This is a genomic window from Rossellomorea yichunensis (assembly GCF_032337515.1).
GTDB classification, from domain to species: domain Bacteria; phylum Bacillota; class Bacilli; order Bacillales; family Bacillaceae_B; genus Rossellomorea; species Rossellomorea yichunensis.
Window position 1 is genome coordinate 191,651 of record NZ_JAVYAD010000007.1, and the last position, 16,664, is coordinate 208,314.

Below are 16,664 nucleotides of genomic sequence, written 5' to 3' on the forward strand. Positions count from 1 at the left end.
TTCCGTTATAATTCTTTTTTAAGAGGTGCTATTAAATGACAAACTCAAACCAACTTCCGCAGCCAAAGACGTATGGACCCCTTGGCAGTTTGCCGGTCATCGATAAAGACAAACCTCTTCAATCCTATATGAAGCTTGCAAGAGAGCTCGGCCCGATCTTTCAGTTTCAATTTCCGGGACGTATCAGTACGTTTGTATCGAGTGCCTCCCTTGCTGAAGAAATTTGCGACGAAACACGATTTGATAAGAAGGTCGGCCCTGCCTTACAAAAAGTAAGAGCATTTGGCGGCGACGGTCTTTTCACAAGTGAAACGACGGAAAACAATTGGAAAAAGGCGCATAATATCCTGCTTCCAAGCTTCAGCCAGCAGGCAATGAAGGGCTATCATGCTAAAATGATCGATCTCGCCACCCAACTTATCCAGAAATGGGACCGCTTAAATCCGGCTGATGAAATCGATGTTCCTGAAGATATGACTCGCTTAACCTTGGATACGATCGGTCTCTGCGGTTTTAATTACCGCTTTAACAGCTTTTACAGGGAAAACGCCCACCCATTTGTCGACAGTATGGTCCGGGCAATGGACGAAGCCATGAGTCAAACGCAGCGACTTGGTGTTCAAGATAAATTGATGGTTAAATCTAAAAAACAATTCAAGGAAGACATTCAATACATGTTCAATCTGGTAGATGAATTGATTGCGAAACGGAAACAAAATGGTGATCAGGGTGAGGATGACCTGCTCTCTCATATGTTAAAAGGAACCGATCCGGAAACGGGTGAAGCGTTGGATGATGAAAACATCCGTTATCAAATCATCACTTTTTTAATTGCAGGACACGAAACAACGAGTGGGCTTCTATCGTTTACCCTTTACTTTCTCATGAATAATCCGGAAAAATTGAAGAAAGCGCAGCAAGAAGTGGATGAAGTGCTGGGTGACGACGTTCCTGATTATAAACAAGTGAAGAAATTGAAATATATTCGCATGGTGCTTAATGAAGCACTTCGTCTATGGCCGACCGCACCGGCATTTTCCGTTTATGCAAAAGAAGACACAACTTTAAACGGGCAATACAAAGTTAATAAAGATGATGTATTCACCCTTATTATTCCTGAGCTTCACCGTGATCCATCCGTTTGGGGAGATGACGTGGAATCGTTTATACCAGAGCGTTTTGAGGACCCGTCTTCGATTCCATATCATGCTTACAAACCTTTCGGAAACGGACAGCGCGCCTGCATCGGACAGCAGTTTGCCCTTCACGAAGCGACCCTTGTTCTCGGAATGGTTTTGCAACACTTTGACCTGATTGATCATAAAGAATATCAATTGGAAGTAAAAGAAACCTTGACCCTCAAGCCAGATGGTTTGACGATGCGCGTTTCACCAAGGAAACCGGTCGTGTCCTTTACCGCTGCTTCTTCGGAAGAAGTGAAATCTGAGAAAAAAGCAGCACAAGCTTCTCTAGAGTCGACTCATGGTACTCCACTCTATATTCTGTTTGGATCAAACATGGGAACAGCTGAAGGAATCGCCCGCGATCTTGCTGAAACAGGTCGTCAACAAGGCTTTATAGCCGAGGTTGCTCCTTTAAATGATTATACGAGCGGGCTTCCGACAGAAGGAGCGGTTCTCATCGTTTCTGCTTCCTATAACGGAAATCCTCCGGACAATGCGGACGCATTCGTTTCTTGGCTAAGTGAAACGGAGGAAGGAACACTAAACGATGTTCGCTATGCGGTATTCGGATGTGGCGACCACAACTGGGCGACTACGTACCAACGCATTCCTACCTTCATTGATGAGCAGATGGAACAAAAAGGAGCTCACCGTCTGTCGAACACAGGCCATGGTGATGCAAGCGACGATTTTGAAGGAGATTACGAGAAATGGTCGGAAGCACTTTGGCCGAATCTAGCAAAAGAATTGAACATTGAGCTTCATCCAAACGGGGAAGAAAGCAGCTCGATCACGATGAATTTTGTCAGTGATGTCAGTGACACACCACTTGCCCGCACCCATCATGCCTTTACATCGGTGGTAAGTAGAAATATTGAATTGCAGCATGTGGAAAGTGGAAGGAATACAAGACATCTTGAGTTGACTCTTCCAGAGGGTGTAGATTATCAGGAAGGAGACCATATCGGGGTGCTTCCCCGCAATCCAAGCTCTCTTGTTGAGCGAGTGCTCAGTCGATTCAACCTGAACGGCCAAGACTATGTCCAACTCACTGGAGATCCGGGAAAAGCAGTCCACCTTCCAACAGAGAACCCAGTAAATCTTAAAGAATTACTCTCTAATTATGTGGAATTCCAAGAACCCGCTACTCGTTCGCAAATCCGGGCACTTGCGTCTCATACTGTATGTCCTCCCCATGTATTAGAGCTTGAAGAGCTATTGGAGGATGGAACGTACAAAAGGGAGATACTAAGTAAACGGATCACCATGCTGGATCTGGTGGAAAAGTACCTTGCCTGTGAAATTCCGTTTGAAGGGTTCCTGCTTTTACTCCCAGCACTAAAAGCAAGATACTACTCGATTTCAAGCTCTCCCCTCTACAAAGAAGGAGAAGCGAGCATCACGGTCAGCGTCGTTCGCGGAGAAGCATGGAGTGGAAATGGAGAATACAAAGGAATAGCATCAAACTATCTGGCAGAACGTTCCGAAGGCGATAAGATAGCGTGCTTTATCTCTACACCTCAATCGAACTTCCAGCTTCCGGACGCAACCGAAACACCAATCGTCATGATCGGCCCTGGTACTGGAATTGCACCATTCAGGGGATTTATCCAGGCACGCCGCATTCTTAAAGAAAAAGGAGAAACGCTGGGAGCAGCCCACCTTTACTTCGGCTGCCGCAATCCTGAACACGATTTCTTATATCAAGCGGAATTAGAGAAGGCCGAACAAGATGGAATCGTAACTCTTCACACGGCTTTCTCAAGATGCCCTGGTAAAGAAAAGACATACGTCCAGCACCGTTTGGCGGAAAGCGCTGAAGACATCCTACCTTTATTGAAAGATGGAGGCCGCTTATACATCTGTGGAGACGGTGGTAAAATGGCACCGGATGTGGAACGCACATTAGTAGAATGCTATATGCATTTCTATCAAACAACGAAAGAAGAAGCTGACGCATGGCTGGGATCACTTGAAGAAGATGGTCGATATGCCAAGGATGTTTGGGCAGGAGCGTAAATTTTAAAGGAAGCAGCGGACCTTTGTTGGGTTCGCTTCTTTTTTGTTGGGCTGCAGGAATTCTCAGGATCATTTAGAGGTATTATTGACTCCTTAGGTGCCTGGCACTTTCCCTATCCTATCAAACTGTCCCGCTACTTATCTCCTAAACCCTTAAATGCGCCCACTACAAAACAACACACCAAAAAAGCACCGGATGATTACGGTGCTTTCAAACAAATCTTTACTTATTAACCTTTGTAATACGTCCTTCTTCAACAGGATCTACTGTCCCTTGTGCTTTAATGTATGAAACGAAAGCTTCTAAATCTACGATATCAATGACTTGATTCTTACCTTCTAATAGTACCGTATATCCGTCACCGCCGCCTGCCATAAAGTTGTTCACCGTGATTGAGTATGTTTTGGCCAGGTTAAGTGGTTGATCGTCTCCAGTTGTAACGGATTGGATTCTGCTTCCTTCAGGTTTACTGCTATCATATGAAACCTTCAATCCGGAAATCTGTAAGATTCTTGGTGCATTGGGATCTTTCGCCCATTGAGATTCGAATAGTTCATAGACCTGCTGTCCAGTCAGATCCATCGTTACAAGATCATTACCGAATGGCTGAACAGTGAAGGCTTCTTTCCATGTGATTTCACCTGCATCGATTTCTGCACGGATACCTCCTGGATTCATAAAGGCAAAATCTGTTCCTGTATGACTTCTCATGGCATCTGCAATCAGATTACCCATGGCAGACTCACCATCAGGATTTTGATCCCTGCTGATTCCTTTTTTTGTGTTCCCAATTTTCACATTCAGGATAGGTGCAACATCTGCAAGATATTCATCGAGTAATTCTTTAATCCCGGCATCTGGCGTGATGGTTCTGACGGCAGATACGATTTCTGCTTTTTTCGACGTGATATCCTTGGTAGCTGGATCAATCACGAAATCCACATCCGAAAACGCTGTACCATAAGAATACGATTGAACAAGTAGCTTTCCATCCACAATCGTATTTGCATACTGATGATTGTGTCCACCAAACATAATATCCACTTCATCGTCTACTTTTGTTGCGATATCAGCCAGTTCTTCTGTAGGGTTGGATCCATCGGTGTTTGATTTCACCGGGTTATGGGATAGGACGACAATCGCCTCTACACCCTTTTCCTTTAGTTCTTCTGCATATTTGTTAATCGCTTCGGCTTCATCCGTAAATGTTACTCCCGCTGTTCCACTCGGTGTGACAATTCCTGGTGTATCGGAGAAAGCAATTCCTATAAATCCAACCGGAACTCCGTTAACCTCTTTTACCACATATGGAGAAAGAATCGGTTCTTTGGTTTTGCTATCCACTACGTTTGCCGCTACATAAGGGAAATTCGCCCCTTCAAACACCCCATATTTAGAGTAGGTTTTCGAATGTCTTCCCCCGTCGATCAGGCGCATCATTTCATCTACACCTTCGTCAAACTCATGGTTTCCTACAGTACCTACATCAAAACCAATTTCATTTAGCATTTTGATGGTTGGTTCATCCTGTAATAACGCAGATACGGGAGAACTTGCCCCGGCGACATCTCCTGCATGCACCATTAGTGTGTTGGGATTCGTTGCTTCACGTTCTTTTAAATGGGCAGCCAAGTATTCAATTCCCCCAGCATTCAAACCTTTGTTATACGTGTCCAATTGACCGTGAAGATCATTGATGCCTAACAATTGAACTTCAAAGGGCTCTTCTGCAGGAAAATCAATCTTGTATTTATGGAATCCATTCGTACCTTCTCCGACATGATGAATGTTCGATGTTTGCTGAGCAAACATTTTTGCTTCTGGAGAAGACTCAAATGTGACATCAACATTTCCGGAAATCGGTGCAAACGTCCAGTTCTTATCGGCAGTTGGATTAATCGTTTTGTTTTTAATAATGTAGTTCATGACTACTTGACGATTCTCGTCTGGCGAAACATAGATGACTCGTTTCCCATCAGGATTCGCAAGCTTTGTAAATGAAGCACGATAGTTATTCGTAGCCACGACAAACTTCTGATCTTCCTCTACCGGCTTACCATTAAACATTACGTTTTTCACACGACTTGTTCCTGCATTAATCACGTTACCGGACTGATCATATTTAGCAGGTTTTGTTACATCCACTTCATAAGTCACACCATCGATCGTATCAAAGTTGTAAGCTTGGAAATCCTTATTAATCAGTGATTGTTCCTCTGTTTTCGTCGGGTCGATTTGATTAAAGTTTCCGGTTGTCCATTCGATATATTCTTTTACTTCGGCACCTGTTAAAAGTAACGCTTGAACCGTATTTGGATACTTGTAAAGGTCAGAAACGTTTTTAATCGTCACTGTTCCTTTAGGAATGTTTGTGTACTCACCGGCCCCATTTCTTCCAGCTTTAAATGGAGCTGCAGATGAAAGGACAGGAAGATCTTCGTATTCAGTTCCATTTAACGCATTTTCTACATACTCTTTTTGAGCATTGCTGACAATTTGTACGGATGGATCATCCTGTACCCGTGCAAAGAAGCTGTGAATTGGGGCTTCCGTTTGACCCACTTCACCATTGATGTATTCAATGGTGCTGTCATGGGAGTCTTTTAAGACATCAACCATTTCTTTATCCGCTGTTACTCCTGTTGAAGAAATAACTTCCGATTGAGAATCTTTCACTTTCCATTTCCCATTTACCTGTTCCAAAGTTAAGTCAATGACACCAAGTGTTTTCCCGTCAACATTTGCTTGAACGGCAGCCACACCATTGATTGTTCCTTTTTTATTATCCACGCCTTCAAGGGAGTTGTAGGAAGCATCTCCCGGGAAAGACAGGTGAGTGTGCCCGAATAATATCGCATCGATTCCGTCTACTTCACTTAGTGGATACACGGTATTTTCTTTATTGGATTTATCTTTGTCAAAACCTGAATGAGAGAGAACAACAACCACTTCTGCTCCATCCTTCTTCATTTTTGGAACCCATTTTTCAGCTGACGCCACTACGTCCTCAGTCATAACTTTACCTTCCAGGTTCGCTTTATCCCATTGCATGATTTGAGGAGCTACGAAACCAATGACACCGACCTTGACCGTTTGCTTGTTCCCATTTTCGTCGACAACTTCCTTGTCCACGATTTTATATGGTTTTACAAGGTTTTCATCGTTTGAAGGGTCCTGATCATGATCATCTTTATACACGTTCCCCGAGACGTATGGGAAGTCAGCGCCTTTGATACTATTTTCCAGGAACTCTAATCCATAATTGAATTCATGGTTTCCTAAAGTTGCAGCATCATAATCCAATAAGTTCATCGCTTCATAGATCGGATGCGTTTCATTTTCGATTAATCCTTCAGATACGGCATTTTCTCCACCTAGAATGGAGACGTACTTGCTATCAATCAATTGCTTGGCAGCTTCAGCCATGGCATTTTTCTCAACTAAAAGGACAGGAGCATCGTGCTTGGCTGCGAGAACTGATCCCGTTAATCCATCCACGAAATTTCTTCCTGTTGTGACAAACACTTTATCCGTTACTGTATCCAACTCAGTAGCAATTTTGAGTGACGTTTCAAATCGATTTTGACCGAAAATCCGTGATGGGTTTTTCAGTTGTTTTTCAACTTTCTCACTAATAACCCCGGGTCCACCTACAATGATGGTCTTATCTTTCCCTTTAAGAGATTCAGTTGTTGTGCCTGGTACACTATCCTTTTTTGTTAAAAGAATCGGATACCCATTCTTTGCAGCATATGGTGCAATCGCAATGGCATCTGGATAGTTGGACCCATCAGCAAGGATGGCAGTGTCGGTGTTCCCGCCAACTTCCTCTGCTATCATGGAGGCTGTCTCATAGCGATCAGAACCTTGGATTCTCTTAATATATAATTTCATCTTGCTTAATTCACTTTGTACATCTGCAGAAACGGCATTTACCCCGCCTAAAATAATCACTTTTTTCGCACCAAGACGATTTATTTCTTCCTTCGTCTTAGCATTTAAGCTCTTCGTACCCGTCAATAGGATCGGAGCATCCAAGTGATAAGCCAATGGCGCACCCGTTAACGCATCGGAAAAATTATCAGAACGGGCGATGACTACTGTTTCAGACTTCGCCCAGCCTTTTTTCGATACCTCTACAGCCGTTTCATATCGATCATCACCTGACAAACGATTCACAAATGTTAAGGGATCAACCTTAGCGATAAAATCAGTAAACGGATTCCCTTGAAGCAGGTCACCATTATCCAACAGTAAATTATTCGGGTTTTCTTCACGTTCTTTTTTGATCAGAGTTGAAAGGCGAACAAGTCCGTTTTCAACTGGCTTATCAGAATAATAGTCATGGTCCATTAAACTTCCATGCACATCGGTTGTTTCCATTATTTTTAATTTTACATAAGCATCAGTCGATAACACATTTGTTGGCGCATTTTCTGCCGAAACGGTACCCCCTGCCGGAGAAGCAATCATACCTAAAGCTAAAGTTGACAGAGCAATACTACTTAACTTCTTTTTTACTCCACTGTTCAAACCATTCAACCCTCTCAAAATTAATATGTAAGGAACAACCCAGATCGATCAAACAGTCGAATCGACTCATATTTTATTCTAATCTGAATTATCTAAGACAATTATACTTCGAAAATTGTCATTTACTATCATTTTTTTACAAATTTTAATAAATTTCATACAAAAACAGAAGACTATGAACCTATAAAAGGATCATAGTCTTCTTTATCAAATAGGAGTAATTGTCCACTCATCATTTTCGTACAGAACTTTATAAACTCCTTCAGGATTATCAACGTCAATATATTTTAATAGCCATTCATTAAACCTTTTATCAGAGTCCAGTACGACTAAGAAGTCTGATTTCTTGAGGCTTATAAAGAACTTTTCTTTTTCTTCCTCAGAGCTTAACCCGTTCGTGATTGAATAGTTCATAGATAGCTGCTCATAGGAAACGATATATTTCAAATATCCTCTATCATTTTTACTCTTTGGGCTATAGTAAGTCACCTCAGGATCAATGCCTCCCGTTGAGGCGATCTTGCTAAATTTGTTTTTCACTTCCCATCTGATTGAGGAAATCGTTTCCGGTTTTTCCGTAATCACTCTCATATTTCCGCTGAATGGATATACGAATAGACTCCCCAGCAGAAACAAAGTAATGATTTTCGAAATAGGCTTATTGTTTATATAACGGTTCCACTCATGGATGACAGCACACATTAATATACCAATCACATAGATAATAATCGTTGATTGGTACCTGCCGAATCCTGCAATTCTTGCTGCCTCAAATTCAGGCATTAAATATACATACATGAAATAGAGAGAGAACATGTATAGAACATAAAAACCATTCGAAATAAAAATGGAGAAAACCAAAAGCCTGGATAGTTTTCTTTGGACCACATACATCACTACCAATAGGATGACGGCAATCATATTAACAATGACGACAGCTTTAAAGTTATTCGATTCTAAATTAGTCGAGGCCCTCCATAACTGTGGGCCGATATGATCCATAAACTCTGAGGACTTATCATTATTCGCGACTTTATCCGGTGTAACAGCGAACTTGTTTGCACCGTAACCCGTTTGGTAAGCCTTAATGGTGTATTTTATCCATAAGTAATTCAAGAACATAGGAATCCCGATCAACCACACCAAAGCATTATAGACAATCTTTCTTACATCTTTCGTCAAACGTTTCTTATGGACGTAATAGAAATAGATAAAGCTTAGAATAATAATGACATTGAATGCCAGAAAGATTTTCCCGCTATCTTTTAGCAGCATAAGTAGGATCAAGATGGGTGTATTCACAATCAGCTGCTTTTTCCAATCACCTCTATAGTAATACGCTACAATAACCGAGGCCAAAGCAACCAATCCTAATAAGATGTCCACTAAAAGGTTATAGAAACTTCCCCAATTGACCAGTAATAGAGAAATTCCTGCCGCCATCGTTAAAAGAATAACTGCAGGTCTTTTCCATTCACTAAAAAAGTATAGTGTCACGACACAAGAAATAGCTAAAAATGCCTGCGCCATTAAGGCATAACTTTCATGTTCCCCTAATACTTCCAATATGAAATATATAAACACCGCACTGCCGGGAGGATAGTTTTGAAATGTCACAATCGTCGAACTGTCAGGTAAGCCATTGATCAGCGACATCTCCCTGACAATTAATCCCCAGTGGCTGAAATTATCATAGTGGGTTAAGATCAGCCCCTTCAAATAAATCATCATGGCAAGTATTGACAGGGCAAATACAATGATACCTGGATGAAGCATCGGCATTAATGCTTGTTTCCTTCTAAAGAAAAGAATAAGGTAAATAACAAAAAGAATAAGCCCCGAGTAGTAAATGAGATTTACTGCTAGAGGCATAACATTAATTAAACCTGCACAAAACACCACTGTAGTAATGGATGAAAAGATAAAGATAGGAATAAAAGCGATATGCACTTTTACTCTATTAAAGGAGAGAAGTCCCCATCCGCTTAAGGAAGCGAATAATAATAAAAATGAAACAACGCTGCTACTCATTATTCAACAACTCACGACGACCAACATCATTTTTAAAAACCCATTCTCTTTGAATCACAAAACTTACCAGGAACAACAAAGAATCCACGATTATCTTAATGACTACCTCTCCAGAACTTACAGCCGAATAAATGTAGTGTACCCCCAGGGCTGAAATCCCCATCTGCACGATGCTCAGGGCATAATATTTTACCATCGTATTCGATGAACTGGACTTAAATACTACGTTTCTATTAATCATAAAATTAATGAAAGAAGATAAAACCCTTGAAAGCACTGTCGAGACGATGATAAATGAATCGGGTAACACTTCTTTTAACATCAATGAGAAAATCATGAATAAAACGATGTCTATCCCAAATGATGCAAAAGAGGATGCTATAAACCTTAGGAACACCGAATAGATTTTAATAGAATCTTTAATGGGATTGAAGTGAGATGATTTATTTTCTTCTATATAAATTGTCTTAATTTTAACTTCTTCTATTTTAATATTCTTTTTCTTACATTCCAGCAACATGTTCATCTCGTACTCATAACGTTCACCCTTCACCTCTAGCAGATCATCTACAAACACTGCAGGAATTGCTCTCAATCCTGTTTGCGTATCTGATACCTTGATACCGCTGGCAAATTTCACAACTACCTTTGTGAGGTTATTACCGAATCTGCTTCTAAACGGAATATTTTCTTCTGAAAAATTCCTTGAGCCCAGTACTAAACTATTCGGACTTTCCAATAATTTAGCTGCTACTTTTTTCATATCTTCCAATGTATGTTGACCATCCGAATCAATCGTAATGAGACCTATAGAATCGTTATAATTCTCATTAAAATATGTAAAAGCCGTTTTTAATGCCCGACCTTTTCCCTGATTCACCTCATGGTGCAGGACTACACATCCATTCAATCCTTCTAACTCTTCAAAAATACCGTAACACTCTTTTTCACTTCCATCATTTACAATAATAACTCGTGAAAATTGAGCTGAAATGATTTCATTCACTAAAATAGTCAATTTTTCATCTGGGTTATAGGCAGGAATGATGATGGCAATATCATGTATGGATTTCATTGTATCTCCTCCCAAAAATTTCAATCTATCCCACTATATCTAAAACAACTGGAAAATTCAATAAAAAAACCATCTCTTCACAAAAACTACAGGATCGAGAATAGTGAACATTCCTCTTCCTATCACAATACCCAAAGTATACAAATTCACACCTCCGGGACGAGGGGACAGGCCACCTTTATTCACATAAGGTAGAGCCCACAGGCTTGTCTGCTATCATTCACTGATAAATTTACTTCTGACAACAACATGCCCCCGCACACCCCACAAACCTGACTCGCATCACCATAAACTACAACCAAATCAGCAAAAATTAATTCGCAGCAAACCCATAAAGATTCCTGCTTCCCCCTCTATTTTCACCTGCCCTTCACTACTTTACTCCAAAAAAAGAGAGCTCCCAAAATGAGAAGCCCTCCTGTTCCTATTTCCCGCCTGTGAATGAAATTCCTTTAATAAAGTAGCGATTAAAGAATGCATACAGAAGGAGTACCGGCAGTGTAAAGACCATGGATGCCGCCATGATGTAGTTCCAGTAGCTGACGTATTGGCCTTTAAAGGTGTTCAATCCTAATGGCAGTGTATACATTTCTGTATCGGTCATGACAATCAATGGGGTCATGAAGTTGTTCCAGAATCCCATGAAGACAAAGATTGCTTGTGCGGCCAAGGCTGGTTTTGCTAATGGTAAAACCACCTTGAAGAAGATACCGAAACGGCTTAGACCATCGATTTGAGCAGCCTCTTCCAGTTCCTTCGGGAAGTTGATGAAGAACTGTCTCATCATAAAAATGAAGGTTGCATTGATCATGGCCGGTACGATCATCCCTTGATACGAGTTAAGCCATCCGATTTCTTTTAAAATTAAATAGTTCGGGATCATCGTGACTTGAGCCGGAATCATCAGTACTGCGAGAATCATTATGAATAATGCCTTCTTTCCTGGAAAGCTTAAGCGCGCCAAGGCATATCCAGACATGGAATTAAAGATGATATTCAATGCTGTTCCGACTACTGCGATGAATAAACTATTGAATAACCATCGTGGAAATAGCTCCTGTTTAATGAAAATCTGTTTATAATTATCCAATGTGAAATTCTTCGGTATGAAATTCATCGTTCCGCTAATGATTTCTTCTAATGTTTTAAAAGAAGAGGAGAGTGCCCATAAGAATGGAATCAGAGTTGTGATCGCATAGCCTATCAGGACAATGTATAGAAGACGCTTACTGAACGTCTTTTTCTTCGAATTCATGCTTCCATCCTCCTTAATAGAGTGATTCTTCTTTAGAGAATTTACGTTGAATCAAGGTCGCCACCAGGATGATTATGGCGAGCGCGAAGGCAAGTGCTGCAGCATACCCCATGGTTCCCAATGATTTAAAGGCATATTGATAGATGAGGAGGACAACCGTTAACGTCGAGTTATTCGGTCCACCGGATCCACCTGAGAAAATATACGATTGATCAAACAGCTGGAACGTTCCGATAACCCCCATGATCACGACAAATGACGTAACTGGTCGCAGAAACGGAACGGTCACATAGAAGAACTTCTGGATCGCATTCGCTCCGTCCAGTTCAGCCGCTTCGTATAACGAGTCTGGAATATCCTGAAGAGCTGCAAGATAGATGACCATGAAAAACGGTGCCGTTGCCCAGATATTCATTAACATAATCGCATTCAGGGCAATGTCAGGATCACCTAAGAAGTTATAAGTCGGCAAGCCCACTTTTTCTAAAAGGTTGTTGATCAGCCCTTCTTTGTTATACATCCACATAAAGATCAGTGTTAATACGGCTGAAGACGTTAGGGTTGGTAAGAAATAGACAATCCTGAAAAGCTTCTCACCCTTTAATCCTGCGTTTAACGTTGCAGCCAGAACCAATGCCAGAAAGGTCTGTGTCGGCACCACAATCAGTACGTACTTTGCCGTGTTTTTCAATGCGATAATAGCCCGGTTGTCTTCCATGATCCTTGCAAAGTTTTCAAAAGCAACAAATTCAAAACTCATATCTCCCAGGAGTTGAACCTTATGAAAGGATAAAAAGATGGCATAAAGAATCGGTCCAATAATAAACACCGCTAATACAACTAGCGTGGGAGACATAAATAAGTATCCTTGTCCTGCATCCTGTAATCTCTTCTTAGAAGATTGTTTGTTCATTCTCATCCCTACCTTCTATCTGTCTTAAATCTTCAGCTATTACCTGTATTCTTTCCGCCCAGGTCAGCATCGAAGACCTCAAAAGAAAGAATACAGTCAATGGTAAAGCTGTACCTGACACAATCATGAGTGTCAGGTACCATTAATAAGATTATTGAATTTCGCTATTCGCTTGTTCTTCTGCTTCTTTCAGTGCTTCATCCAGAGGTCGGTCACCCAGGAAGGCAGCGATAAATTGGTTGTTAAAGTTGTTCATGATGATCGGCAGGTTCTTTCCTTCTGCCCAAACCGTCGCATATGGTGCTCCGGCTACTAGTGCTCCGCGTAATTCATCCTTGTCATACCCTAATTTTTCCGCTACTGACTTACGTGTCGGAAGGGCAAACCCTTTGGACGTCCATGTTTCCATCCCTTCTTTACCAGTAAGATACGAGATCAGCTCCCATGAAGCTTCCTTCTTTTCCGATGCCGCATTCATCACATATCCAACCGTGTAGGCCATTGTCCCTTTTTCTCCATTGATTGTCGGTAATTCAGCCGTTCCGTATTCAACATCCGGGAACGTATCCGCTAAGAATGGGATCGCCCAGTTTCCTTCGATGACCATGGCTGCTTTCCCTTGCCCGAACATTTCCCCTCCCCAGTTCGCTCCAACTTCTGAAGCCTGTGCAGAGGTTTTGTCTTCGTTATGCTGGTCGATGATCGGCTGAAGGGCATTGACCACTTTATCTGAAGCAAAGTTCGCTTGATCGTCCTTCACGACTTCTCCACCTGTTGCCTGAGCAATGTGATAAAGGCGGGCGAGTTCCGGAGCTACTCCAAATCCATAAACGCCATCTTTTGTAAGAGCCTTTGAAACTTCACGAAGCTCATCCCATGTTTTCGGAACTTCTACTCCTGCTTCTTCAAACATTTTCTTATTATAGAATAAGGCTAGAGTCGAATAGTCTTTCGGAAAGCCATATGTCTTTCCATCAACCTGGAACGCTTCAAGCATCGGTTTCTCGAAATCTTTCACATCGAAATCTTCTGTTACGTAATCATCCAGCGGCTCAACAACCCCTGTTTCAATCAGGGCAGGAGCTTCCAGAGCATCCAAATAGAAAACGTCAGGGCCTTCCCCACCAATCAAACGTGTTTTCAATACATCCATATACTGCTCAGAAATGACTTCGTGCTTTACATCAATATTCGGATGTTTTTCTTCAAAGTCAGAGATCGTTTGAGTCAAAAGCTTCTGTTCAGAAGGATTTCCTCCCCAGCCGGCAAGAGTGATTTCGACTTTCTCACCATCAGCTCCATTTGAACTCGTCTTCTCGTCTGATCCACTGCACCCTGCCAGAACCGTCCCCACTAACATCGTCGTAATACCTAGACTCGCGATCCATTTCTTCTTCGCCATTTTCATAACCCCTTTTTTGATTTATTTAAATTAGGATTGTTATTCCTGGATGTGATTACACTGTCTGCTTTTCTTTCACAATGTCGTAGCCTGTTGAATTTTCTAAAATGGTGGTTTCTACTTTGTCTCCTTTTCGCGTTAAGGAAAGAGACAGCACTCCATCACCAATCGTAATATCATGAACCGTCAATATGTTCATTTCATCAAGTAAAACCGGATTGAGATGTATTGCTTTTGTTAAGCTGTTTGGAAACAACCCTAATAGTGATTGAATAAATACAAGTGGTGTCCCTGCTGCCCACGCTTGTGGAGAACAAGCAACCGGATACTTTACAGCCTTCCCAAATGCAGATTCATATCCGCAGAACAACTCCGGCAGTCGATCATATTCGAAGTGGCGGGATGCATCAATCAGTCCACTCATCACCTTCTTCGATTCGTCAGTAAATCCTAATTTACTTAATCCCAGCAAAGTCATGCTGTTATCATGGGGCCAAATGCTTCCATCGTGATAGCTCATCGGGTTATATCCAGCTTCGCCTTTCCCCATGGTACGAATTCCGTACCCTGAAAACATTATGTCATTCGTTAACGTTTGACTTACTTTTTCAGCGCGGTTCCCTGACATCATTTCAGAATATAAAACATGTCCTGGATTGGAAGTGATCGTACCTACCTTTTCTTTGTTTTGATCAAGGGCGATGGCGTAGAATTCCTGGTCTTCCATCCAAAACTCGTGTTCAAATCGTTCTTGCAGGTTTTTCGCTTCTGCTTTTAATCTAGAAGCCGTTTCATTATTCTCAAGTGCTTCATAAACAGCAGCTAATCCCCGTTTCGCCTGGTACACATAACCTTGAACCTCTACTAAGGCGATAGGCGTATCAGCGTATTCCCCGTTTCGATGAACGATGGAGTCCCCGGAATCCTTCCAGCCTTGGTTGGCGATTCCCTTGGATGATTCCTGATGGTACTCTACGAATAAATCTCCATCACGATCTCCATATTGATCGATCCACTCAAGCGCTCTCCTCACATTGCCTTCCAGCTTATGGAATGTATCGAAGTCACCCGTCCATTTCACATACTCTGTTAAAAGAACAAGGAATAACGGTGTTGCATCAATCGTTCCGTAATAAGGCGTGAATGGAATTTGGTTCGTATTCGCAAGCTCTCCGTAGCGAATTTCATGCATGATCTTTCCTGGCTGTTCGTCTCTCCAAGGATCAACCTTTGTCCCTTGCTCACCGGCCATCGTAAACAGGGTGCCTTTTGCAACCTGGGGTTGGAACGCGATCATTTGAAGGGCCGCAATCAGACTGTCTCTTCCGAATGGAACCCCGAACCAAGGCAGGCCAGCTACAGGAAACTTTCCGTATCCAGTGTCAGTCAATAACACTCTAAGATCAGATAACCCTCTGTCCACAAGGCGTTGAAGCGGCTTGTAATCCGTTTCTACTTTCGTTAACTGAGCAGACCATTCTTTATAAGAGACTTTTAATTTTTGAAGAGCCTCTTCGACAGGTAAAATGTCATCTCTGGTTTCTACATTTTCCAGTGGAACGATCATAAATGTAATGGACTGTTCTTCCTCATGCTGAAGCTCTACCTGGAAGGTAATCTCTCCATTTTCCTTAACGTTTTTCGCTTTGGCATCCCACTGAATTTTTGTGGCTCGATTGATATCGTCTGCTCCTTCATATTGGAAGGTGAGGGATTGATCCTCAACGTTCTGACCTGTCCTCTTTCCTACGTTTCCAGTTTGAAATCCGCGTACGATAAACATATCGTTGAAGTCCACGTCTACTTCAACATTCAACTCAAACGATACGGGCTTTGGATAATAGTTTTTCGTCGTAATCGTTTCATATAACACATCATCATAAATAAAGCGCTTACGTTCGATTTCTACTGATTCCCTCCAGAGAATAAGATTTCCATTCTCCTCTTGGTGGGGGTTCGTCGATAGAATCGTAGACATATAGTTTTCGGATCCATCCGAATGTAATAGAATCGGTTTTTCATTATTTATTTTCACATTCAACTTGCTAAGGTACCTCGTGTCATTCTTGTATAAACCAAGCCCATAACTATGATCTGATACGATATCTCCTTGCTCATCTGTAAGAAGAAATAAGTTGTTTTCTTTAATTACTCTGTAGTTCATATTGGTTCCTCCTACTTTCAAAACGCTATTGTTTGTGAATTATTTTGCTGTTTCCCGAAACGTTTTGGAAAATAGGTAAAAAATAAT

8 protein-coding genes are annotated in these 16,664 nt (G+C 41.7%); 1 reads left to right on the top strand and 7 read right to left on the bottom strand.

Going from position 1 to position 16,664, the window contains the following annotated elements:
• Positions 1 to 35: 35 nt before the first annotated feature.
• Positions 36 to 3,203, top strand: a complete 3,168-nt coding sequence (locus tag RSX31_RS19235; RefSeq protein ID WP_315635706.1) for a bifunctional cytochrome P450/NADPH--P450 reductase — start codon at positions 36 to 38, stop codon at positions 3,201 to 3,203.
• Between the two features lie 223 nt (positions 3,204 to 3,426).
• On the opposite strand, the gene RSX31_RS19240 is transcribed toward RSX31_RS19235, so the two are convergent.
• From RSX31_RS19240 to RSX31_RS19270, 7 genes are all read right to left on the bottom strand, one after another.
• The gene (locus RSX31_RS19240) at positions 3,427 to 7,737 is read right to left on the bottom strand and encodes a bifunctional 2',3'-cyclic-nucleotide 2'-phosphodiesterase/3'-nucleotidase (RefSeq protein ID WP_315635707.1); all 4,311 of its coding nucleotides are present in this window, start codon (positions 7,735 to 7,737) and stop codon (positions 3,427 to 3,429) included.
• Between the two features lie 207 nt (positions 7,738 to 7,944).
• Positions 7,945 to 9,768 carry a hypothetical protein gene (locus RSX31_RS19245; RefSeq protein ID WP_315635708.1) on the bottom strand — a complete coding sequence of 608 codons (1,824 nt, stop codon included), beginning with the start codon at positions 9,766 to 9,768 and terminating at the stop codon, positions 7,945 to 7,947.
• Positions 9,761 to 10,843, bottom strand: coding sequence for a glycosyltransferase (locus tag RSX31_RS19250; RefSeq protein ID WP_148994450.1), 1,083 nt, complete (start codon positions 10,841 to 10,843; stop codon positions 9,761 to 9,763). Before RSX31_RS19250 ends, RSX31_RS19245 begins: the two co-directional genes overlap by 8 nt.
• Positions 10,844 to 11,267: 424 nt before the next feature.
• Positions 11,268 to 12,098, bottom strand: a complete 831-nt coding sequence (locus RSX31_RS19255; protein WP_148994451.1) for a carbohydrate ABC transporter permease — start codon at positions 12,096 to 12,098, stop codon at positions 11,268 to 11,270.
• 13 nt (positions 12,099 to 12,111) lie between these two features.
• Entirely contained in the window at positions 12,112 to 13,011 is a 900-nt protein-coding gene (locus RSX31_RS19260; protein ID WP_315635709.1) for a carbohydrate ABC transporter permease, read from the bottom strand.
• Between the two features lie 151 nt (positions 13,012 to 13,162).
• Positions 13,163 to 14,413: an ABC transporter substrate-binding protein gene (locus tag RSX31_RS19265; protein WP_148994452.1), complete on the bottom strand. Its 1,251-nt coding sequence runs from the start codon at positions 14,411 to 14,413 to the stop codon at positions 13,163 to 13,165.
• Between the two features lie 55 nt (positions 14,414 to 14,468).
• Complete coding sequence (locus RSX31_RS19270; protein WP_315635710.1) at positions 14,469 to 16,577, bottom strand: amylo-alpha-1,6-glucosidase; 2,109 nt, start codon at positions 16,575 to 16,577, stop codon at positions 14,469 to 14,471.
• Positions 16,578 to 16,664 lie beyond the last annotated feature (87 nt).

Coding starts and splice junctions, on each gene's coding strand:
- RSX31_RS19235 (WP_315635706.1), top strand. CDS start 36: ATGACAAACTCAAACCAACTTCCGCAGCCAAAGACGTATGGACCCCTT.
- RSX31_RS19245 (WP_315635708.1), bottom strand. CDS start 9,768: ATGAGTAGCAGCGTTGTTTCATTTTTATTATTATTCGCTTCCTTAAGC.
- RSX31_RS19250 (WP_148994450.1), bottom strand. CDS start 10,843: ATGAAATCCATACATGATATTGCCATCATCATTCCTGCCTATAACCCA.
- RSX31_RS19255 (WP_148994451.1), bottom strand. CDS start 12,098: ATGAATTCGAAGAAAAAGACGTTCAGTAAGCGTCTTCTATACATTGTC.
- RSX31_RS19260 (WP_315635709.1), bottom strand. CDS start 13,011: ATGAACAAACAATCTTCTAAGAAGAGATTACAGGATGCAGGACAAGGA.
- RSX31_RS19265 (WP_148994452.1), bottom strand. CDS start 14,413: ATGGCGAAGAAGAAATGGATCGCGAGTCTAGGTATTACGACGATGTTA.
- RSX31_RS19270 (WP_315635710.1), bottom strand. CDS start 16,577: ATGAACTACAGAGTAATTAAAGAAAACAACTTATTTCTTCTTACAGAT.